We start from the raw sequence: 21448 nt of genomic DNA on the forward strand, positions 1-21448 counted from the left end.
TCAGCGCGTCGCCCCCGCAGGACGCGGGCTCCGCCCGCGCTCGGGACGCTTCGCGCCCGTCGCCTCGTACGGCTTGGCTCGTCGATTGGGCTCCACGCGCTCTTGTATGACGTACGCCTCATCGCCTTACAGTGGAGGCCGTCCGCCTCCCTGTTCTTAAGGAGCCGTGCCATGGGCACCTCCATTCCCGCCGCCGAAACCTTCTGGGGTCCCGACTTCGGTCTGCTCGCCCGGGAGGATCCGGAGATCGCCGCCGTGGTCACGGGGGAGCTGGAACGGCAGCGCGGCACCCTCCAACTGATCGCCAGCGAGAACTTCACCTCACCCGCGGTGCTCGCGGTCCTCGGCTCTACGTTGTCGAACAAGTACGCCGAGGGCTATCCGGGGCGCCGTTACTACGGCGGCTGCGCGCAGGTGGACGTGGCCGAGCGGCTGGCCGTCACCCGCGCGAAGGACCTGTTCGGCGCGGGGCACGCCAATGTGCAACCACACGCGGGCGCCTCGGCGAACCTCGCCGTATACGCGGCTCTGCTCGTCCCCGGTGACACGGTCCTGGCGATGTCACTCCCGCACGGCGGTCACCTCACTCACGGGTCGAGGGTGAACTTCTCCGGGCGCTGGTTCAACACGGTGGCGTACGGCGTCCGCGAGGACACCGAGACCATCGACTACGACCAGGTCAGGGACCTGGCGTTGCAACACCGGCCGAAAATGATCATTTGCGGTGCGACTGCCTATCCGCGACTTATCGACTTCTCTATCTTTCGACAGATCGCTGATGAGGCCGACGCCTACCTGATGGTGGACGCCGCACACTTCATCGGTCTTGTCGCAGGCGGCTCCGTCCCGTCTCCCGTCCCGTACGCGGACGTTGTCACCTGCACGACGCACAAAGTCCTGCGCGGCCCGCGCGGCGGCATGATCCTCTGCCGGGAGGAACTGGCCGGGCGGATCGACAAGGCGGTGTTCCCTTTCAGCCAGGGAGGCCCGCTGATGCACGCGGTCGCCGCGAAGGCCGTCGCGCTGCGCGAAGCCGCGAAGCCGTCGTTCCGTACGTACACGCACCAGGTGATCGTCAACGCGCAGGCGCTCGCCGCGGGACTGGAGGCCGAGGGCATGCGGGCGGTGTCCGGCGGTACGGACACCCATCTGGCCCTACTCGACCTGCGTGGTCTTGATGTAGGGGGCGCCCCGGTCAGCGGCCGGGAGGCCGAGGCGCGCTGCGACCGGGCGGGTATCGTGCTGAACAAGAACGCCATCCCGTTCGACCCGGCCAAGCCGATGATCTCCTCCGGCATCAGGGTCGGGACCCCGGCGGTGACCACTCAGGGCATGACCGAGGGGCACATGAAGGAGATCGCCAGCCTGATCGGCCAGGCCGTACGGGATGCTGACGGCAACGCCGCAGCGGGCATCGCCGCCACGGTCGCCGAGCTGACCGGCAGGTGCCCGGCCTATCCGCGATCCGTGTGAGTTCAGGCGGCCCGGCTGGAATACGTACACCGGCTTATGCGATCGTGGCGCGCTGGAACTGTGCACCCGGTCCAGGTGTCCTCATAGGTGCGGGTGGCACCAAAACCATGTCGGAGCCTGAACGGTGGCTTGAGTCTTGCGCGAGTACCTGCTCACGTTGTTCGTAGCCGCGGCTGTCACCTATCTGCTGACAGGCGCGGTTCGCAGGTTCGCGATCGCCGCGGGCGCGATGCCGGAGATCCGCGACCGCGATGTCCACAAGGAACCCACCCCGCGCCTGGGCGGTATGGCGATGTTCGGCGGACTGTGCGCCGGACTGCTGATCGCCCGGCACCTGCCCGGCATGGCCGTCGTCTTCGATGACTCCACTGATGTCCAGGCCCTGTTGTCCGGCTGTGCGCTGATCTGCCTGCTCGGCGTCATCGACGACAAGTGGGGCGTCGACGCGATCATCAAACTGCTCGGCCAGGCGCTGGCCGCCGGAGTGATGGTCTGGCAGGGGATCGTGATCCTCTTCCTGCCGATCCCGGGTATCGGCACCGTGTCGCTGACCCCCACCCAGGGCGCGTTGCTCACCATCGGGGTCGTCGTCCTGACGATCAACGCGGTCAACTTCGTGGACGGCCTGGACGGGCTGGCCGCCGGCATGGTGTGCATCGCCGCCGGGGCGTTCTTCCTCTATTCGTACCGCCTGTGGTTCGGCTACACGATCTACGGCACCGCCGCGCCCACACTGTTCAGCGCCCTGCTGATCGGGATGTGCCTGGGCTTCCTGCCGCACAACCTGCACCCGGCGCGGATCTTCATGGGCGACTCCGGGTCGATGCTGATCGGCCTGATGCTGGCCGCCGCCGCCGTCACCCTGACCGGCCGCCTCGACCCTGACGTGTTCGCCGCCGAGTCGGGTGGATCCGAGGCCTTCGCCACCCACAAGCTGGTGCCTGTCTACATTCCGCTGGTGCTGCCGTTCGCGGTGTTGATCGTGCCGTTCATGGACCTGGTCCTCGCGGTGCTGCGGCGCGGCTGGGCCGGCCAGTCGCCGTTCGCCGCGGACAAGGGGCACCTGCACCACCGGCTCCTGGAGATCGGCCACTCGCACAGCCGGGCCGTCATGATCATGTACTTCTGGTCGGGACTGATCGCCGGCTTCACCGTGCTGTTGTCTGTCAGCCCCGACCGCCGGCCGATCGTGTACGTCGGACTCGGGCTGATGGCCTTCGGGCTTGTGGTCCTGCTGCTTCCGTTGCGCCCGCATGCGCCCAGATGGCTGTATTCGTTCGTGCCCCCGCGCTACCGCCGGGACAGGCGTCGAAAGCGTGGTGGAACCGCAGGTCCGGGGCCAGATGAGCCGTCGGATAGCTGTGAGCTTGTACACACGAATGGGTAAAGCTCTGCTCAAATAGTTTGTGATACTGTTCACGAACTAGGGCTATGGGCCGAATAGAACCTCCGGGACGCGCTGAGCGTGGTGACGGAGCTCTGAACAGCGCCAGCTTGGTTTCGCCAGGTCATACGTTCCTGTCAACCCCTGTCCACGAACCCGATGTCGGAGAACTGACATGCAGGCGAACGATGCGCGCGTCCTGAAGGACGCTGCGATCCCGACGGCAATCGTCGGAGTCGTGGCCGCAATCGTGTCCTTCGTGCTGGCCGGCGGCAAAGGGGTCATCGGGGCGCTGTCCGCAGCGGTCCTGGTGATCGGCTTCTTCGCCGTATCGCAACTGGTGATGAGCCGGGTGTCCCGCTCCAACCCGGACATGCTCATGAACGTCGCGCTGGCCACCTATCTGGTGAAGATCCTGGTGCTCGGGTTGTTCATGAGCCTCTTCAAGAACACCAATCTCTTCAACACCAAAGCCTTCGGGCTGACCGTGTTGGCTTGCGCGTTGGTGTGGGTCACCTTCCAGGTGCGGGCCTTCCTCAAGTTGAAGATGCTCTACGTGGAACCCGCGGAAGAGACGGCCCGGAGCACGGCCACCGACGAGGTCGGATCACCGGACGGGAAGCAATGATCAATTCACTGCACAGTCCCCGACCCTGGCGTGATCCAGACCCCGCGCTGCTGCTATTGTCCGGTGCGGTGTGAGCGGGTCCAAGGGAAACCCTGAGGATCTGAACCAGGGACTGTCCAACGGTGCCTGGTCGATCATGAGCTACATCCTCGGTGGAATGTTCTTCTACGGGGGCCTTGGCTGGCTGATCGACCGGTGGACCGGGTACGACGCGCTCTTCCTGCCGATCGGAATCGTCACCGGCGTCATTCTGTCGATGTGGCTGGTTTACCTCCGCTACGGAAGAATGCCGTCGTGACCAGTGCCGGACCACGTTCGCAGACCCTCCCGAACGTGCGGCACTGCCCCACACGAACACCCAGCACGACCAAGACAGACCAGGTAACAGTGCCGCTCCGTGGATTTGCGCCACGCCGACACATCGAGGTTGACGTAACAGATGCTTCACGTCGAAGGAGTCCGCGGTGAGTGCTGACGTAGGGGTGCTCGCCAGCGAGAGCAATTGCCACCTGTTCTCCGGGTGTGGTTTCCCGGCGCCGGGTCTGAACGTCTTCGATTTCAAGCCGATCTTCAGCATCGGCGGTTTCGACTTCACCAAGCCGATGCTTCTGACGGTCATCTGCGTCGCGCTGGTGGTGACGTTCTTCTGGAGCGCCTTCGCCAAACCGAAGCTGGTGCCCGGCAAGGTGCAGTCGCTCGGCGAGATCGGCTACCTCTTCGTCCGCGACCAGATCTCGCGGGAGACCATCGGCAAGAAGGGCGACAAGTTCGTCCCCTTCCTGTTCTCGATGTTCTTCTTCGTCTGGATCATGAACGTGATGTCGATCATCCCGTTCGCGCAGTTCCCGGCGACCTCACGGATCGCCTTCCCTGTGTCGATCGTGCTGATGGTCTGGCTCACGTACCTGATCCTGGGTATCAAGAACCAGGGCTTCGTCGGCTACTTCAAGAACATGATGTTCCCGCCCGGCGTGCCGTGGCCGATCTACATCCTCCTTGCGCCGATCGAACTGCTCTCCGGCGTCATCGTGCGACCGTTCACCCTGGCCGTCCGACTGTTCGCGAACATGTTCGCCGGTCACATGCTGATCGTGACGTTCTCGGTCGGTGCCTGGTACCTCCTGGCACCCCGGGTTGACGCGATGTTCTACTCGGCGACCTCGTTCGTCGTAGTGGTCGCGCTCGTGGCGTTCGAGCTGCTGATCCAGGCGCTTCAGGCCTACATCTTCACGATGCTGACGGCCTCCTACATCTCCGGTGCACTCGAAGCAGAGCACTGAGAACCCCAAGCCATCCTTCTCCTCAAACCGTCGTCCGGTGGAATGCCTGCCGGCCTCGAAAAAAGGAAACCCCCCCATGAACACCCTCGCTGAGGTCTCCGGCTCCCTCGGTTCCATCGGCTACGGCCTCGCGGCCATCGGCCCGGGCGTCGGCGTCGGCATCATCTTCGGTAACGGCGTGCAGGCCATGGCCCGCCAGCCTGAGGCTGCCAACATGATCCGCTCCAACATGTTCATCGGCTTCGCGCTGGTCGAGGCACTCGCCCTCATCGGCATCGTCATGCCGTTCGTCTTCGGTCTCTGACGTCTCCTCAACAAGACGCCTAACCCCCTGACGGAGGTTCCCGCACCGTGATTTCCTTCTTGGCCAGCACGGAGAAGCAGAACCCGCTTCTTCCGCCGCTCGACGAGATCATCATCGGTGGCGTGGCGTTCCTCATCGTCTTCGCGGTCATGTGGAAGATCCTTCTTCCCAAGATCGCCAAGACGCTGGCTGATCGCACGGACGCCATCGAAGGCGGCCTGGTACGTGCCGAAGAGGCACAGGCCCAGGCCCAGGCAGAGCTCGAGCGCTACCGCACCGAGCTCGCCGACGCACGCCGCGAGCAGAACGCTGAACTCCAGAAGGCCAAGGAGTCCGGCGCGGCAGCCATCGCGGACATGCGCGAAGAAGGCCAGCGGATCAAGGACGAGATCGTCGCGGCAGGTCACGCGCAGATCGAATCCGACCGCAAGCAGGCCTCCAACGTGCTCCGCCAGGAGTTCGGCAAGCTCGCCACTGAGCTGGCCGGCCGGATCGTCGGTGAGTCCCTTGAGGACGAGGCGCGCCAGCGCCGCATCGTCGACCGCTTCCTTGAGGAGCTTGAGGCCAAGGCTGACGCCGAGGCCGGCTCTTCGGCAAAGGTTTCCTGATGCTGGGCGCCAGCCGGGAGTCGATGGCCGCGGCCAGGGAGCGTCTCGACGCCCTCGCCACCGCGACCACGACCGACATGGCCCAGGTGGCCGCCGAGCTCTACTCGGTGACCCAGGTCCTGGACAGCAACGTGGCCCTGCGCCGCACGCTGACCGACTCGGCCCGCACCGGCGAGTCCAAGGCGCAGCTCATGGGCTCGCTCTTCGCGGGCAAGGTCGGTGGCCCGGTCGCCGATCTGCTGGCCGGTATGGCCCGGGCGAACTGGTCCGTTCCGCGTGACCTGGCCGACGCCGTGGACGAACTGTCCGTGGACGCCGAGCTGATCATCGCGGAGCGCGACGGCAAGCTCGACGATCTCGAGGACGAGCTGTTCCGCTTCGGCCGCATCGTCAACGCGGAGCGCTCGCTGCGCTCCACGCTGACCGACCCGGCGGTCACCGACACCCGCAAGTCCGAGCTCGTCTCGGGTCTGCTCGCGGGCAAGGTGCAGCCGGTCACCGAGCGGCTGGTGACCCGAGTGGTCTCCACCCCGCGCGGCCGTAGCCTGGAATCGTCGCTGGACTCGTACCAGAACCTGGCGGCAGCACGCCGCCGGCGGATGGTCGGCCTGGTGACGGTCGCGATGCCGCTCACCGAAGAGCAGCGCACCCGCCTCACGGCGGCGCTGGGCAAGCTCTACGGGCGCACCGTGCACCTCAACGTCGAAATCGACACCGAGGTCCTCGGCGGCGTACGGGTGGAGATCGGTGACGACATCATCGATGGCAGCACCGCCACCAAGCTGGACGAGGCCGGCCGGCGCATCTCGGGCTGAAGCCCGCACTGCAGCCGGACCGAATACTTGAAATTGCATTACTGCGGTACGACATCGTCGCCGGGTTGACCGGAGGACAACGGACCGTTCCCCACCACCTAGGAGAGCAGGGACACCAGATGGCGGAGCTCACGATCCGGCCGGAGGAGATCCGGGACGCCCTTGAGCGCTTCGTCGAGGACTTCAAGCCCGACGCAGCCTCACGCGAAGAGGTCGGTACTGTCACCCAGGCTTTCGACGGCATTGCGAAGATCGAGGGTCTGCCCTCGGTCATGACCAACGAGCTGCTGAAGTTCGAAGACGGCACCCTGGGTCTGGCCCAGAACCTCGACGTCCACGAGATCGGCGTCGTCATCCTTGGTGACTTCGCCGGCGTCGAACAGGGCCAGAAGGTCCGTCGTACCGGCGAGGTGCTGTCCGCCCCCGTCGGCGACAACTTCCTCGGCCGCGTTGTCGACCCCCTCGGCGCACCGATCGACGGTCTCGGCGAGATCGTCCCCGAGGGCCGGCGCGCGCTGGAGCTTCAGGCTCCCGGCGTCATGCACCGCAAGTCGGTCCACGAGCCGATGCAGACCGGCATCAAGGCCATCGACTCGATGACCCCGATCGGTCGCGGTCAGCGTCAGCTGATCATCGGCGACCGGCAGACCGGCAAGACCGCGGTCTGCGTCGACACGATCATCAACCAGCGGGACAACTGGAAGTCGGGCGACCCGACCAAGCAGGTCCGCTGCATCTACGTGGCCATCGGTCAGAAGGGTTCGACGATCGCTGCGGTCCGTCGTTCCCTCGAAGAGGCCGGCGCGATGGAGTACACCACCATCGTCGCCGCCCCCGCTTCGGACCCGGCCGGCTTCAAGTACCTCGCTCCGTACACCGGTTCGGCCATCGGCCAGCACTGGATGTACCAGGGCAAGCACGTCCTCATCGTGTTCGACGACCTGACGAAGCAGGCCGAGGCGTACCGCGCCGTGTCCCTGCTCCTTCGTCGTCCGCCGGGGCGCGAGGCCTACCCCGGAGACGTCTTCTACTTGCACTCACGTCTCCTCGAGCGTTGCGCGAAGCTCTCGGACGAGCTGGGCGCGGGTTCGATGACCGGCCTGCCGATCATCGAGACCAAGGGCAACGACGTCTCGGCGTACATCCCGACCAACGTGATCTCGATCACCGACGGTCAGTGCTTCCTCGAGTCGGACCTCTTCAACCAGGGTGTCCGCCCCGCTGTCAACGTCGGTATCTCCGTCTCCCGAGTCGGTGGATCCGCGCAGACGAAGGCGATGAAGGACGTGGCCGGCCAGCTGCGTCTGGGCCTGGCCCAGTACCGCGAGCTGGAGGCGTTCGCGTCCTTCGGTTCCGACCTGGACCCGACCTCGCGGGCCGCGCTCGAGCGTGGCGCCCGCATGGTCGAGCTGCTCAAGCAGGGTCAGTACGCGCCGTTCCCGATGGAGGAGCAGGTCGTCTCCATCTGGGCCGGCACCACCGGCCGCCTGGACGACGTCCCGGTGGAGGACATCCGCCGCTTCGAGACCGGGCTCCTGGAGTTCCTGCGCAGCAGCCACGCCGCTGTGCTGGAGACCATCCGCGAGTCGGGCAAGAAGATGGACGACGGTACGAAGGACGCGCTCGACGCGGCCATCAAGACCTTCAAGAACACCTTCACCGTGCGTGACGGCAGCCTGCTGGTCAACGATGCTCCCGTCTCGGCCCTGTCCAAGGACGCGGCCGGCCAGGAGACCATCAAGAAGCACGTTCCTCCGGCCGACAAGAAGTGACGAACGGAGAGTCCTGACCGATGGCAGCCCAACTTCGGGTCTACCGACGGCGGATCAAGTCCGTGTCGGCGACCAAGAAGATCACGCGCGCCCAGGAACTCATCGCGGCGTCGCGGATCGTCAAGGCGCAGCAGCGCGTTGCCGCGTCCAAGCCGTACGCGATCGAGCTCACCCGCGCGGTGTCGGCGGTCGCTACCTTCTCCAACGCGAAGCACCCGCTGACCACAGCGGTGTCCAAGCCCACGCGTGCCGCGGTCTTGCTGGTCACCAGCGACCGCGGCTTCGCGGGGGCGTACAACTCCAGCGCCATCAAGGAAGCGCAGCAGCTCAGCGAGCTGCTGCGGTCCGAGGGCAAGGAAGTACGCCGCTACGTCATCGGCGGCAAGGGCACCGGCTTCTACAAGTTCCGCAACCTGGAGCTTGACGGCCAGTGGCACGGCTTCTCGGACAATCCGCAGTACGCGGATGCCAAGAAGGTGGCGGGCGCACTGCTCGACGCGTTCGTGACGCCCACCGAGGAAGGCGGCGTGGACGAGATCCACATCGTCTCCACCGAGTTCGTCTCGATGCTGACCCAGAAGCCGGTTGCCTCGCGCATCCTGCCCTTGGTCGTCGAAGAGACGGAGGAGGAGCCGCCCGGCGGCACCTTCCCGCTCTATGAGTTCGAGCCTTCGGCGGAGGGCGTCCTCGACGCCCTGCTGCCGCGGTACATCGAGAGCCGCATCTACAACGCGCTGCTCCAGTCCGCTGCTTCCGAGCACGCGGCCCGGCGCCGGGCGATGAAGTCGGCTACCGACAACGCCGAAGACCTCATCCGTACGTTGACGCGTTTGGCGAACAACGCGCGTCAGGCGGAGATCACCCAGGAAATCAGCGAGATCGTCGGCGGCGCCAACGCCATGGCCGATGCGAACGCGGGGAGTGACTAACACATGACCACGACCACTGACACGACGATCACGGCGACCGGTCGTGTCGCGCGGGTCATCGGCCCGGTCGTCGACGTGGAGTTCCCCGTCGACGCCATGCCGGGGATCTACCACGCGCTGCACGTCCAGGCGGATGTCGACGGCGACGCGCCGCTGGCCGAGATGAAGACGCTGACCCTTGAGGTCGAGCAGCACCTCGGCAACGGCCTCGTCCGTGCCATCTCCATGCAGCCGACCGACGGCCTCGTCCGCGGCGCTGTCGTCACCAACACCGGCGAGCAGATCACGGTGCCGGTCGGCGACATCACCAAGGGCAAGGTCTTCAACGCCCTCGGTGAGGTGCTCAACGCGGACCCGGAGACCTTCAAGCCGGAACTGCGCTGGGGCATCCACCGCAAGGCCCCGGCCTTCGACCAGCTCGACTCGAAGACCGAGATGTTCGAGACCGGCATCAAGGTCATCGACCTTCTCACCCCGTACGTCAAGGGTGGAAAGATCGGCCTCTTCGGCGGAGCGGGCGTCGGTAAGACGGTGCTCATCCAGGAGATGATCGTCCGTGTGGCCAAGCTGCACGAGGGCGTCTCGGTGTTCGCCGGCGTCGGCGAGCGCACCCGTGAGGGCAACGACCTCATCGAAGAGATGAAGGAGGCCGGCGTCTTCGAACAGACTGCGCTGGTCTTCGGCCAGATGGACGAGCCCCCGGGCACCCGTCTGCGCGTGGCGCTTTCTGCCCTGACCATGGCGGAGTACTTCCGCGATGTGCAGAAGCAGGATGTTCTGCTCTTCATCGACAACATCTTCCGGTTCACCCAGGCCGGTTCCGAGGTGTCGACCCTGCTCGGCCGGATGCCCTCCGCGGTGGGCTACCAGCCGACGCTGGCCGACGAGATGGGTGTGCTCCAGGAGCGCATCACCTCGACCCGCGGTCACTCGATCACCTCGATGCAGGCGATCTACGTCCCCGCGGACGACCTGACCGACCCGGCTCCGGCCACGACGTTCGCGCACCTCGACGCCACCACGGTGCTCTCGCGTCCGATCTCGGAGCTCGGCATCTACCCGGCCGTGGACCCGCTGGACTCGACGTCCCGCATCCTCGACCCGCGGTACGTGGGCCAGGAGCACTACGACACCGCCATGCGGGTCAAGAACATCCTGCAGAAGTACAAGGACCTCCAGGACATCATCGCGATCCTCGGTATGGACGAGCTTTCCGAAGAGGACAAGCTCACCGTCCACCGTGCGCGGCGTATCCAGCGGTTCCTGTCGCAGAACACCCACGTGGCGAAGCAGTTCACGGGTCTCGACGGTTCCGACGTTCCGCTGTCGGAGACCATCGAGGCGTTCAACGCGATCGCTGACGGCAAGTACGACCACGCACCCGAGCAGGCGTTCTTCATGCTCGGTGGCCTGGACGACCTTGAAAAGGCCATCTTCGAGCTCAACAAGAAGTGACCTGCTGATACCGGCTCCAAGCACTGAGGGCGACGTTACGTTCGCTTCGCTCACGTAACGTCGCCGCCTCAGCGCGCCGCCGGAACGGCCGCAGCCTTCGGCTGCGCTCCGGTCCGCTACGCGACCATCGCTGTAGAAGTAGGCACTGAGGGGCGGCCGGTCTCACCGCCCGCCCCTCAGCGCTGACCGGGTTGTCCTCCCGTACGGAAGGGCAGCCCACCCCGCCGGGGGTCCGATCGGCTGAGCCGGTTGGTTCCGGGGTCCCGGCGACCGTTATCCTGACCTCACCCGCGTGCTGTCTCGCGGGTACGACTTGAGGAGCCACCTTGGCTGAGCTGCATGTCGAGCTGGTCGCGGCCGACCGCAAGGTGTGGTCCGGCGAGGCCACCATCGTCATCGCCCGTACGACCGACGGCGACATCGGAGTCCAGGCAGGACACCAGCCGATCCTCGGTGTCCTCGAGTCGGGTCCGGTGACCATCCGTCAGGCTGACGGCGGCACTGTCGTCGCGGCCGTGCACGGCGGTTTCGTCTCGTACGCCGACAACAACCTTTCCATCCTGGCGGAGATCGCCGAGCTGGCCGACGAGATCGACGTCGACCGCGCCCAGCGCGCCAAGGAGACGGCGGGTTCGGCCCAGGACGCCTCGGCTGAGCGCCGTGCGGAGACCCGCCTGCGGGCCGCCGGCGTCGGAACCGACCACTGAGACCACCCGGTCTTCAAGCAGTACAAGCAGTAACAGGCAACACCAGCAGTACCCCCAGCAGGGCCACGGCACCGTAAGCGCGTTCAGCGGGAGCGAGGAGGTCGATCAGGATGATCCTCGCAATCGTGCTGTCCATCGTCGGTGTTGTGGTCCTGGCTGCGTTGGGGGTGGCGGCGTTCGCGCTGCGCCGGCATCTGGTCCAGCGCCCCGGCGGCACGTTCGACTGCTCGCTGCGCGTGCACACGGACGGCCGCCCGTCCCTCGACGCCCCGCAGTCGGCCGGGGACGAAGCGCCCGGCACCGAGTCCGCTGAGGGCTCCGGGCCGGTGGTCCCCGTGGACCACGGCAAAGGCTGGGTCTTCGGGATCGGCCGCTACAGCGGCGACCAGATCGAATGGTTCCGCGTCTTCAGCTACTCGCCGCGACCCCGCCGCGTCATGGAGCGCCACGACATCGAGGTGGTCGGCAAACGACTGCCCGTGGGCCAGGAGGAACTGGCGCTGCTCGCCGGGTCCGTGGTCCTGGAGGCCCGCCACAACGGCGCGGACATCGAACTTGCGATGAGCGACGACGCGCTGACCGGGTTCCTGGCCTGGCTTGAGGCCGCGCCCCCCGGCCAACGCGTCAACGTAGCTTGAGTTTACGCCGGGCTCCAGGCACGGGCGTTTTCCTCGTTCCCCCAGACTCCGTCCGGGAGGTGCCCCCTCCGTCGCTTCGCTCCGGAGCCACTCGGCGCCCGTGCGTCGCCCGGAAAAGCTGCGTCCTCCGGACGCGCTCCTTCGCTTCGCTCAGTCGCTGTCGCTGTTGCTGTTGCTGTTGCTGTTGCTGTTGTTGGGATACTGCTAACGGTTGGCGCCCGGCACCCATAGCGGGTCGCCCGTGACACGGTTGGCGTAGCGGGCCAGGATGAACAGCAGGTCCGACAGGCGGTTGAGGTACTTCGCCGTCAGGACGTTCATCGTCTCGCCGTGCACCTCAAGGGCAGCCCACGTGGTGCGCTCCGCGCGGCGGCAGACCGTACGGGCCTGGTGCAGGTAGGCGGCGCCGGGAGTGCCGCCGTTCAGGATGAAGCTCTTCAGCTTCGGCAGTTCCTCGTTGTACTTGTCGCACGCTGCTTCGAGCGCGTCGATGTACTGCTGTTCGACCCGCAACGGGGGGTACTCCGGGTTCTCCACGACCGGCGTGCACAGGTCCGCGCCGACGTCGAACAGGTCGTTCTGGATGCGGGTCAGCAGTGTGACCACGTCCTCCTCCAGGGCGCCCATCGCCAGGGCCAGGCCGATGACCGAGTTGGCCTCGTCGACGTCGGCGTAGGCCGACAGCCGGGGGTCGGTTTTCGTTGTCTTGGACATGTCGCCCAGACGGGTGGTGCCGTCATCGCCGGTACGGGTGTAGATACGCGTGAGGTTGACCATGGGCGTGAGGTTAGCGTGCGGCACCCCGGCTCGTCGTGACCAGGGGGTTTGGGGCAATACGATGTCCGGATGGACAGGTTCCGGGTGACAGGCGGAGCGCGGCTCGCCGGCGAAGTACGAATCACGGGCGCGAAGAACAGCGCCCTCAAGCTCATGGCGGCGGCTCTTCTCGCCGAGGGCACGACGGTGCTGGAGGAGGTGCCGGGCATCCTCGACGTGGAGATCATGAGCGAGCTGCTCCGGCGGCTCGGCTGCACGGTCGAGAGCACGGGCGAGGTGTCGCGCACGCTCACCATCGACGTACCGGCGGAGCCGGGATTCGAGGCTGACTACGACCTCGTGCGCCGCATGCGCGCGTCGATCTGCGTGCTCGGGCCGCTGCTGGCCCGCTGCGGTGAGGTGCATGTCGCGTACCCGGGCGGTGACGCGATCGGCTCCCGCGGCCTGGACATGCACATCGACGGCCTGGTGAAGCTGGGTGCCACCGTCGAGAACGAGCACGGTTTCCTGATCGCCAAGGCCCCCAAGGGGCTGCGCGGCACGAACGTGTGGCTCGACTTCCCGAGCGTCGGCGCGACCGAGAACATCCTGATGGCGGCGGTCCTCGCGGATGGCGTCACCATGATCGACAACGCGGCCCGTGAGCCGGAGATCGTCGACATCTGCGAGATGCTCCAGGAGATGGGCGCGAAGATCGACGGCGCCGGGTCGTCGACGATCACCATCGAGGGCGTCGACAAGCTGTATCCCGTACGGCACACGACCGTCCCCGACCGGATCGTGGCCGCGACCTTTGCCGTCGGCGCGGCGATGACCAGGGGCGACGTGACCGTCCTGAACTCCCGCCCGGAGCACCTGGAGATCGCGCTCGACAAGTTGACGGTGGCCGGCGCGACAGTCGACATCGTGCCGGACGGGTTCCGGGTGCGGATGGACCGCAGACCCACCGCCGTGGACGTGGTCACGCTGCCGTACCCCGGCTTCGCGACCGACATGCAGCCGTTCTTCGCCGCGATGAACACCGTCGCCGACGGCTCGGCGATGATCACCGAAAACCTGTTCGAGGCACGTTTTGTGTTCCTCCAGGAACTCCTGCGACTCGGTGCGTCCATCCGGACCGACGGGCACCACGCGATCGTCCGGGGGGTGGACCAGCTGTCCGGGGCCCCCGTCCTGACCGCCGACATCCGGGCCGGCGCGGCGCTGGTCCTGGCCGGATTGGTGGCCGACGGTGATACGACGGTCAGCGGTGTGCACCACATCGACCGTGGTTACGCGGGCTGGGTCGAGCAGCTGACCGCGCTGGGCGCGACTATCGTGCGCGAGCCCGACCCCGAGGCCGGGCTCGGCTTCTGACTCTGCTGCTGAAAGCTCCGCCCGGACGCGAGGCCGGGCCGCGCTTCTGAGAAGCTGCCTGCATCAGGGCATCCCGGAAAGAGGTACGAGCTGTGAGCAAGAAGATCGCTGTCATCGGCGCTGGTCTGATGGGTGCGGGCATCGCGCAGGTTGCCGCACAGGCGGGCTACGAGGTCGTCCTGCGGGACGTCACCGACGCCGCGTTGGCCCGGGGCCTGGACGGCATCAAGGCCTCGTACGCGAAGTTCGTCTCGAAGGGCAAGCTTTCGCAGGCCGACGCCGACGCGGCGCTCACCCGGCTGACGACGACCACCGAACTGGCCGACGTCGCCGACGCCGACCTCGTCATCGAAGCAGTCTTCGAGAAGTTCGAGGTCAAGGCCGAGGTCTTCCGCGAGCTCGACCGTGTCTGCAAGCCGGGCGCGGTGCTCGCCTCCAACACCTCGGCGATCCCGATCACCCAGATCGCCGCGGTGACCTCGCGTCCGGAATCCGTCGTGGGCATGCACTTCTTCTCGCCGGTGCCGCTCATGCAGCTGTGCGAGCTGGTCCGCGGCTTCAAGACCACGGACGCGACCCTCGCGGTCGCCCGTGAGGTGGCCGAGGCGGTCGGCAAGACCTGCATCGTGGTCAACCGCGACGTGGCCGGGTTCGTCACCACCCGGCTGATCGCCGCGCTGTCCGTCGAAGCGGTCAAGCTGTTCGAGTCCGGTGTCGCCACGGCCGAGGACATCGACATCGCCTGCAAGCTGGGCTTCGGCCACGCGATGGGCCCGCTGACCACAATCGACCTCACGGGCGTGGACATCATGCGCAACGCCGCCTCGAACATCTACGAGGAGACGAAGGACGAGAAGTTCGCACCGCCGGAGCTCCTCAACCGTATGGTCACCGCCGGAGACCTCGGCCGGAAGTCCGGTAAGGGTTTTTACACATACGAAAAGTAAGCACCAGCGGGCAGGACCCGCTGAATCCCTCGAAGGGCCGGTCCGTACGGACCGGCCCTTCGGCGTCTCCGGAATTCCCTCCTTTACCGCATCGGATTCCTGCAACTCCCACATTTCCTTCATCAGTTCGGGTGAACCGGTGAGATAAATCCGAACGTATGGGCAGTGTCGCTGTTGTGCTGATGACGGCCGAGAGCCGTGAGCACAGTGGCAGGTGAGACTTGGGGAGGACCGGGGAGGGTTGGATGCACGTCTGGGGAGACCAGCGTGAGCTTCACTTCGAAGGCGTACTGGACGTCCGTACGGCCGCTGATGTCCGGACACGGGCGGACGCCGCGGTGGACCGCGGCGACGGGGACATGGTCCTTGACCTGTCCAAGGTCGGCAGTGTCGACGCCACCGGGCTGGGCCTGATCGTCCGGCTGCACCGCAGGGCGGGCCGCCGGGAGCGCCGCCTGGTCCTGCGCGGGGTCACCCCGCAGGTGCACCGGGCCCTGATGATCACCAGACTGCACCGCATCCTCGCTGTCGAGGCCAGTGCCATCGTGTAACAACGGCAGCGCGGGATGTGTCAAGGACCACCCTCCCGTTACCGGTTACCCCTCAGTAGACTCCGGGCAGGTAGGGCCGTGCATGCGGCGTGCGCCGGACCGGGCCCCGGGTGATCCAGATCGTCGGGGCCGACCCTCACGGCCGGCAGCGCGTACCGTCTCAGGGCCCGGAACTTCTAGTGGAGGTCCGACAGTGGCGAGCCAGAATCCCTCAGCTCAGCCCGCGCAGCAACCCGCCGATGACAGTCCGGCGGTGAAGCGGGACCGCCCCTGGGTCATGCGCACCTATGCCGGGCACTCCTCGGCGAAGGAGTCCAACGCGCTGTACCGCCGTAACCTCGCCAAGGGCCAGACCGGCCTGTCGGTCGCGTTCGACCTGCCCACCCAGACCGGCTACGACCCGGACCACGAACTCGCCCGCGGCGAGGTCGGCAAGGTCGGCGTACCGGTCAGCCACATCGGCGACATGCGGCAACTGTTCGACGGCATCCCGCTGGACTCGATGAACACCTCGATGACGATCAACGCCCCGGCGCTGTGGATGCTGGCGCTTTACCAGGTCGCCGCCGAGGAGCAGGGTGCCGACATCACCAAACTGGCCGGCACCACACAGAACGACATCATCAAGGAATACCTCTCCCGCGGCACCTACGTGTTCCCGCCGGGTCCTTCGCTGAAGCTCATCACCGACAGCATCGCGTACACGGTCACGAACATCCCCAAGTGGAACCCGATCAACATCTGCAGCTACCACCTGCAGGAGGCCGGGGCCACACCCGTGCAGGAGATCGCGTACGCGATGTGCACGGCGATCGCCGTCCTCGACGCGGTCCGCGACTCGGGCCAGGTCCCGCAGGAGCGCATGGGCGAAGTGGTCCAGCGCATCTCCTTCTTCGTCAACGCCGGTGTGCGGTTCGTCGAAGAGATGTGCAAGATGCGGGCGTTCGTCCAGCTGTGGGACGAGATCACCGCTGAGCGCTACGGCATCACCGACGCCAAGCAGCGCCGGTTCCGCTACGGCGTGCAGGTCAACTCGCTCGGCCTGACGGAGGCTCAGCCGGAGAACAACGTCCAGCGCATCGTGCTGGAAATGCTCGCGGTGACACTCTCGAAGGACGCCCGCGCGCGGGCCGTACAGCTCCCGGCCTGGAACGAAGCGCTGGGCCTGCCGCGCCCGTGGGACCAGCAGTGGTCGCTGCGTATCCAGCAGGTCCTGGCGTACGAGTCGGACCTCCTGGAGTACGAGGACATCTTCGACGGTTCGCACGTGATCGCGGCCAAGGTCGCCGACCTCATCGCCGGGGCCAAGGACGAGATCCAGCGGGTCCAGGACATGGGCGGCGCGGTCGCCGCGATCGAGTCCGGCTACATGAAGTCGCAACTCGTCGGTTCGCACGCCGGTCGCCGCGCGCGCATCGAAGGCGGCAGCGAAGTCGTCGTCGGCGTCAACAAGTTCGAGACCACCGAGGTCAACCCGCTGACCGCCGACCTGGACGCGGCCATCCAGACGATCGACCCGGCCGGCGAGAAAGCGGCAGTCGAAGCCGTACGGGACTGGCGCGCGCAGCGTGACGACGCCATGGTGCGGCGGGCGATGGACAAGCTGCGGGAGGATGCCCGCGCCTGGAAGAACACTGAGCAGGTGAACCTCATGCCCGCCACTCTGGAGTGCGTGCGCGCCGGGGTCACCACCGGCGAGTGGTCGCAGGCACTGCGCGACGAGTTCGGCGAGTACCGCGCGCCGACGGGCGTCTCCGGCGTGGTCGGTATGGCCGACGGCGGCGGCGAGGAGATCACGACCGTCCGCGCGGCGGTCCGGCGCACCGGTGAGGAACTGGGCGGGCGACTGCGACTCCTCGTCGGCAAGCCCGGCCTCGACGGCCACTCGAACGGCGCGGAGCAGATCGCCGTACGGGCCCGCGACGTCGGCTTCGAAGTCGTCTACCAGGGCATCCGGCTGACACCGGCTCAGATCGTCGCGGCAGCCGTCGAGGAGGACGTCCACTGCGTGGGCCTGTCGATCCTGTCCGGATCGCACCTCGAACTGATCCCCGACGTGCTGAAGCTGATGCGCGAGGCCGGGATCGACGACGTGCCGGTCATCGTCGGCGGGATCATCCCGCTGGCCGACGCCGCGGCACTGAAGGCCCAGGGCGTGGCGGCCGTCTTCACCCCGAAGGACTTCGGCATCACCGGCATCATGGGCCGCATCGTCGAGGTCATCCGCGAAGCGAACGGCCTGGACGTGCCCGTCGGGGTCTGAACTCCGTCCTGGCCGGCGGCGGGCCGGGCCCGGGGAGACCCCGTGCCCGGCCCGCTGTCTTTTCAGTTCACGGCTGTGTTCATGTCCACCGTGACCTCACCTGCCGTCAGAGCCTTGTTGTAGACCCGGACATCGTCGACCGTCCCGGCGAAGTACTCGCCCCACACGGAGTTCCCGCCGATCCGCAGCGCCCCCGTACCGGTCACGATCGCACCGGTCTGGTTGCGGCTGCCCACCTGGACGCCGTTCACGTAGAACCGCATGACCGCGCCGTCATAGGTGATGGCGAGATGCGTCCAGGTGTTCGCGGGGAGGGCGTTCGGCGAACCCGCGCTCTGGTCCTGGGAACCGATCCGCGCGTAGCCGGCCGGTCCGTCGTCGCCCGAGGAGTACAGGCCGTACGACAGTCCGTTGTCCCGCTCCTTCAGCAGCACGCTGCGCCACGTGGTTCCCGCCGTCGTCGGCTTGACCCAGGCTTCCAGCGTCATCCCGGAGTTCAGGTCGAGGGAGTTGCTGTCCGCGACCGTAACCATCGACGAAGTACCGTTGAAGGAAAGGGCGTTGCCGCTGTGCCCGGCGGTCCACACGGCCCCCGTGGCGGTGCCGCCGTTACCGCTTCCCGAGGAGTCGCCGACAGTGGTGCCGCTGCCCGCGTTGAAGCCGTAGGCAGCCACCAGGCCGGCCACCGGAGGAACGGTGACCTCGCGGTACGTCGCGGTCAGCGTCGCCGCCGCAGCCGGGTTGGTGATGTTGTGCGCCGCGGCACCGCCGTCCGACCAGGAGGCGAACTCGTACGTCTTCCCGTTCAGCGTCTGCGGTGAAGGTGCGGCGACCGACGAGGTGCCGCCGACGATGACCGTGCGACTGAAGGGAGTTGGCAGCTTCGACTGGAAGAACCCGAGATTGAGGCCCGTCGGACTGCTCGCCAGGGTGATGGCCGCAGTCTTCGGGTCCAGCCGTACACTCGTCGACGCGCTCAGGCCCCCCGAGTCCGTCGCGGTCAACCGCAGCTCCAGCCATGACGGGTATTCGTGGTCGACCGCCGTGAAGCTGCCGCTAGCCGTTCCGTCCTGGCCGGTGATCTGGTGTTCGTGGCAGTCCGTGACCGTTGTGCAGTGGTGCATCACGACCTTCCAACTCAGCTTCGACGCGGGCAGGTTGCCGTCCTGCGGGTCGGTGGCGTGGCCGCTGTACGGGATGACGTCGCCGACCTTCCACGTCAGCGTCCCGGCCGGACTGTCGATCACCGGCACCGGCGGGGCGTTGCCCGCGGTGATGGTGACGGTCTTCTCGTCGAAGAGCCCCACGGGGTCGGTGACCCGAAGTTTCGCCTGATAGGAACCGGGGGTCGTGTACGTGAAGGAAGCGTTCACGAGGGTCGAGTCCGTTGTGCCGTTACCGTCGAAGTCCCAGGCATAGGTGAGGACTTCGCCGTCAGGGTCGCTCGAACCCGAGCCGTTGAAGGCGACCGTCAGCGGCACCGTCCCGGTGGTCCGGTCGGTGGTGATCTTTCCGATCGGCTGCTGGCCGCTGTAGCTGATCCGGTGGACCGCCCCGTCCTCGAATCCGACGTAGAAGATCTCACCGGACGGTCCGGCGACCACCTGCACCGGGTTCACCTGGGTGGCGAACACCTTTCGCTTCGACGCGTCCGGCTGGCCGTCCGCGCCCGCGCCGATCGTCCAGATGCAGCGGCGTGAGTGGTCGGCGAAGAACATCGCGTTGCGGTACTCCGCCGGGTAGTTCGCGGCGGTCGCGAACGCGGTGCCGGAGATCGCGGAACCGTTCCCGGTCGGGCAGCCGTCGTTCGGGACCACGGCCGTGCCGTGGTCGTAGGCGTAGAAGGGGGCCTTCACCGCGCCCGCGCCCTGGTTGTACAGGCTGGAGCACAGGTTGAGCCCGATCGACTCGTACCCGGACTGCCGCCCGGCCCCCTCATAACAGGGCCAGCCGAAGTTGCCCACCGCGCCGGACACCTGGATGCGGTCTATCTCCTCCCAGGTGCCCCAGCCCACGTCACCGGCCCAGACGTCCCCGGTGTCCGGGTGCACGCCGATCCGGAACGGGTTGCGCATCCCGGCCGCCACCAGGCGGCGCGCGTTCGCGTCCGGGCTGGACGCCAGGGGGTTGCCCGGGGCGCCCGCGCCGGTCTGCGGGTCGATCCTGATCACCGAGCCGTTGAGGGCCTGCGGGTCGCCGGTCGTCCGGTAGTCCTGGGCGCGCAGCGCCCCGCCTTCGGCGGTCGGCGCGGTCAACGGCGTCCCGACTGCTGACGGTGCGTCACCGCAGGGGTTCGCGGGGATCGGGTCCTTGCCCGGGATCGGCCCGCTGCCGCCGGTCTGTCCGTAGTCGGCGAAGTCGAAGCTCGCGCCGTCCCCGGCAGAGGCGTAAAGGTAGCCGTCCTTGCCGAACGCCAGCGACCCGGTGGAGTGCGACGGGAACTGCTGGCACCAGCCCTGGACGAGCACCTGCTCGGGTCCGGCGGTGTTCCCGGTGGCCGTCAGCTTGGACAGCCGCCCGGTGACCACACAGCCGAACTGCTGGGCGCCCGGCGGGCTCGGACAGTCGTCTTCGAGACTGGTCGCGTTGCCCCAGTAGGGCGCGGTCTTCCCCGGCGGGGCGTCGTACGCGTACAGCACGTACACCGAAGGGTCCGTCGGGAAGTTCGGGGCCAGAGTCAGGCCGAGCAGGCCGCGGTCCCAGTAGTTGTGCACATTTGCCCGCAGGTCGGCGAAGACCGTCGGTGTGGTGTCCGTGATCGACGTGAAGACCTTGACGACGCCGGACTTCTCCGCGACGAACACCCGGCCGTCCTTGGCGAAGGCGACGTCGGTGGGCTGGGTGAGCCCGGTGAGCACCGGATCATCCCGGAAACGGGCCGGTACGGCGGACGCCGCGGTGCTCTTCGCGCCCTGGCCGTTCCGGCTGTTCTGGTCGTTCTGACTGTTCTGGCTGTTCTGGCTGTTCTGGCCGTTCTGACCGTTCTGACCGTTCTGACCCGTGAAGATCTCCGGCCCCGGCGGCCGGGACAGCGTGGGGTCCTCGGCGTTGGCCGCCGGTGAAGCCCCGAGCAGCGTGGCGCAGAGCGTGAGCAGCGCGACCAGCACGACGGGCAGCCGCAGGCGGCCCACCGGTCCCACGGGATGTTTTGTTCTCTTACGGGATGACGCGGTTCGGGACATGGGCGGCTCTCCCCCAGGAGTTCGCGTACGGGATGGGACGTTTCTCCCTGCGACACGCCCTGCACGGGCGTACCTCGAGCACCGTAGGACTCACCCGGGACGCTCCGGCCGCCGTTTTTGAAAAGATCTTTGAGGTTCCGTCAACAAACGCCCAGGTGTGCTGAAAATCAACCAGGCCTGTTTGAGTTCCGGCCATGATCCGGCCATGATCCGGTCGTATCCGCGTACTGCGTCTCGAACTTCCGGGTATCGAAGGTGTGGAGAAACCGCGAAAGGGGGCCTGGTCGCGTACCGCACGGTCTGGTCGGTGCCAGACTTGCCCGGTGGTGACCAGCTCGTCACCTACAGAGCGCGATGTCGATCACGTCACGAAGTGCCG

At 67.0% G+C, this 21448-nt stretch carries 19 protein-coding genes; 17 read left to right on the forward strand and 2 right to left on the reverse strand.

Annotated elements, in window-relative coordinates; translation table 11 throughout:
* The first annotated feature begins 171 nt into the window (after window positions 1–171).
* From AC0Z36_RS22640 to AC0Z36_RS22700, 13 genes are all read left to right on the forward strand, one after another.
* Window positions 172–1473 (forward strand): serine hydroxymethyltransferase, encoded by a 1302-nt coding sequence (locus AC0Z36_RS22640; RefSeq protein ID WP_485464844.1) that lies wholly within the window; start codon window positions 172–174, stop codon window positions 1471–1473.
* 136 nt (window positions 1474–1609) lie between these two features.
* Window positions 1610–2860, forward strand: coding sequence for an MraY family glycosyltransferase (locus tag AC0Z36_RS22645; protein ID WP_485464845.1), 1251 nt, complete (start codon window positions 1610–1612; stop codon window positions 2858–2860).
* Window positions 2861–3032: 172 nt separating this feature from the next.
* Window positions 3033–3485 (forward strand): Cg1360 family ATP-synthase-associated protein, encoded by a 453-nt coding sequence (locus AC0Z36_RS22650; RefSeq protein WP_485464846.1) that lies wholly within the window; start codon window positions 3033–3035, stop codon window positions 3483–3485.
* Window positions 3486–3555: 70 nt separating this feature from the next.
* Entirely contained in the window at window positions 3556–3783 is a 228-nt protein-coding gene (locus tag AC0Z36_RS22655; protein WP_485464847.1) for an AtpZ/AtpI family protein, read from the forward strand.
* 166 nt (window positions 3784–3949) lie between these two features.
* Entirely contained in the window at window positions 3950–4765 is an 816-nt protein-coding gene (atpB, locus tag AC0Z36_RS22660) for a F0F1 ATP synthase subunit A (RefSeq protein WP_485464848.1), read from the forward strand.
* Between the two features lie 76 nt (window positions 4766–4841).
* Window positions 4842–5069, forward strand: a complete 228-nt coding sequence (gene atpE / locus AC0Z36_RS22665) for an ATP synthase F0 subunit C (RefSeq protein ID WP_485464849.1) — start codon at window positions 4842–4844, stop codon at window positions 5067–5069.
* Between the two features lie 50 nt (window positions 5070–5119).
* Entirely contained in the window at window positions 5120–5677 is a 558-nt protein-coding gene (locus AC0Z36_RS22670) for a F0F1 ATP synthase subunit B (protein WP_485464882.1), read from the forward strand.
* Complete coding sequence (locus tag AC0Z36_RS22675) at window positions 5677–6492, forward strand: F0F1 ATP synthase subunit delta (RefSeq protein WP_485464850.1); 816 nt, start codon at window positions 5677–5679, stop codon at window positions 6490–6492. Before AC0Z36_RS22670 ends, AC0Z36_RS22675 begins: the two co-directional genes overlap by 1 nt.
* Before the next feature lie 119 nt (window positions 6493–6611).
* Window positions 6612–8264 (forward strand): F0F1 ATP synthase subunit alpha, encoded by a 1653-nt coding sequence (gene atpA, locus AC0Z36_RS22680; protein WP_485464851.1) that lies wholly within the window; start codon window positions 6612–6614, stop codon window positions 8262–8264.
* A 20-nt stretch (window positions 8265–8284) separates the two neighbouring features.
* Window positions 8285–9193 (forward strand): F0F1 ATP synthase subunit gamma, encoded by a 909-nt coding sequence (locus AC0Z36_RS22685; protein ID WP_485464852.1) that lies wholly within the window; start codon window positions 8285–8287, stop codon window positions 9191–9193.
* 3 nt (window positions 9194–9196) lie between these two features.
* A complete protein-coding gene (gene atpD / locus AC0Z36_RS22690) occupies window positions 9197–10648 on the forward strand; it encodes a F0F1 ATP synthase subunit beta (protein ID WP_485464853.1) in 1452 nt (483 codons plus the stop codon).
* Between the two features lie 326 nt (window positions 10649–10974).
* Window positions 10975–11355 carry a F0F1 ATP synthase subunit epsilon gene (locus tag AC0Z36_RS22695; RefSeq protein ID WP_485464854.1) on the forward strand — a complete coding sequence of 127 codons (381 nt, stop codon included), beginning with the start codon at window positions 10975–10977 and terminating at the stop codon, window positions 11353–11355.
* A 110-nt stretch (window positions 11356–11465) separates the two neighbouring features.
* Entirely contained in the window at window positions 11466–11993 is a 528-nt protein-coding gene (locus AC0Z36_RS22700) for a DUF2550 domain-containing protein (protein ID WP_485464855.1), read from the forward strand.
* A gap of 204 nt (window positions 11994–12197) precedes the next feature.
* On the opposite strand, the gene AC0Z36_RS22705 is transcribed toward AC0Z36_RS22700, so the two are convergent.
* The gene (locus tag AC0Z36_RS22705) at window positions 12198–12770 is read right to left on the reverse strand and encodes a cob(I)yrinic acid a,c-diamide adenosyltransferase (protein WP_485464856.1); all 573 of its coding nucleotides are present in this window, start codon (window positions 12768–12770) and stop codon (window positions 12198–12200) included.
* Between the two features lie 69 nt (window positions 12771–12839).
* On the opposite strand from AC0Z36_RS22705, the gene murA reads away from it, so the two are divergent.
* The 4 genes from murA to AC0Z36_RS22725 all read left to right on the forward strand — a co-directional run bounded on the left by murA (window position 12840) and on the right by AC0Z36_RS22725 (window position 17887).
* Window positions 12840–14126: a UDP-N-acetylglucosamine 1-carboxyvinyltransferase gene (gene murA / locus AC0Z36_RS22710; protein WP_485464857.1), complete on the forward strand. Its 1287-nt coding sequence runs from the start codon at window positions 12840–12842 to the stop codon at window positions 14124–14126.
* A 92-nt stretch (window positions 14127–14218) separates the two neighbouring features.
* Window positions 14219–15073, forward strand: coding sequence for a 3-hydroxyacyl-CoA dehydrogenase family protein (locus AC0Z36_RS22715; protein WP_485464858.1), 855 nt, complete (start codon window positions 14219–14221; stop codon window positions 15071–15073).
* Window positions 15074–15318: 245 nt separating this feature from the next.
* A complete protein-coding gene (locus AC0Z36_RS22720) occupies window positions 15319–15624 on the forward strand; it encodes an STAS domain-containing protein (RefSeq protein ID WP_485464859.1) in 306 nt (101 codons plus the stop codon).
* A gap of 277 nt (window positions 15625–15901) precedes the next feature.
* A complete protein-coding gene (locus AC0Z36_RS22725; protein ID WP_485464883.1) occupies window positions 15902–17887 on the forward strand; it encodes a protein meaA in 1986 nt (661 codons plus the stop codon).
* A gap of 62 nt (window positions 17888–17949) precedes the next feature.
* Here the strand turns inward: AC0Z36_RS22725 and AC0Z36_RS22730 are convergent, their stop codons facing one another.
* Entirely contained in the window at window positions 17950–21027 is a 3078-nt protein-coding gene (locus tag AC0Z36_RS22730) for a LamG-like jellyroll fold domain-containing protein (RefSeq protein WP_485464860.1), read from the reverse strand.
* Between the last annotated feature and the right edge of the window lie 421 nt (window positions 21028–21448).

It is taken from the genome of Kitasatospora sp. UYEF31, assembly GCF_057291755.1.

What these genes read in the sequence shown, in the direction of transcription:
- AC0Z36_RS22640 (WP_485464844.1), top strand. Translation starts at nt 172, where the DNA reads ATGGGCACCTCCATTCCCGCCGCCGAAACCTTCTGGGGTCCCGACTTC.
- AC0Z36_RS22650 (WP_485464846.1), top strand. Translation starts at nt 3,033, where the DNA reads ATGCAGGCGAACGATGCGCGCGTCCTGAAGGACGCTGCGATCCCGACG.
- atpE (WP_485464849.1), top strand. Translation starts at nt 4,842, where the DNA reads ATGAACACCCTCGCTGAGGTCTCCGGCTCCCTCGGTTCCATCGGCTAC.
- AC0Z36_RS22675 (WP_485464850.1), top strand. Translation starts at nt 5,677, where the DNA reads ATGCTGGGCGCCAGCCGGGAGTCGATGGCCGCGGCCAGGGAGCGTCTC.
- atpA (WP_485464851.1), top strand. Translation starts at nt 6,612, where the DNA reads ATGGCGGAGCTCACGATCCGGCCGGAGGAGATCCGGGACGCCCTTGAG.
- AC0Z36_RS22685 (WP_485464852.1), top strand. Translation starts at nt 8,285, where the DNA reads ATGGCAGCCCAACTTCGGGTCTACCGACGGCGGATCAAGTCCGTGTCG.
- atpD (WP_485464853.1), top strand. Translation starts at nt 9,197, where the DNA reads ATGACCACGACCACTGACACGACGATCACGGCGACCGGTCGTGTCGCG.
- AC0Z36_RS22700 (WP_485464855.1), top strand. Translation starts at nt 11,466, where the DNA reads ATGATCCTCGCAATCGTGCTGTCCATCGTCGGTGTTGTGGTCCTGGCT.
- AC0Z36_RS22705 (WP_485464856.1), bottom strand. Translation starts at nt 12,770, where the DNA reads ATGGTCAACCTCACGCGTATCTACACCCGTACCGGCGATGACGGCACC.
- murA (WP_485464857.1), top strand. Translation starts at nt 12,840, where the DNA reads ATGGACAGGTTCCGGGTGACAGGCGGAGCGCGGCTCGCCGGCGAAGTA.
- AC0Z36_RS22720 (WP_485464859.1), top strand. Translation starts at nt 15,319, where the DNA reads ATGCACGTCTGGGGAGACCAGCGTGAGCTTCACTTCGAAGGCGTACTG.
- AC0Z36_RS22725 (WP_485464883.1), top strand. Translation starts at nt 15,902, where the DNA reads ATGCGCACCTATGCCGGGCACTCCTCGGCGAAGGAGTCCAACGCGCTG.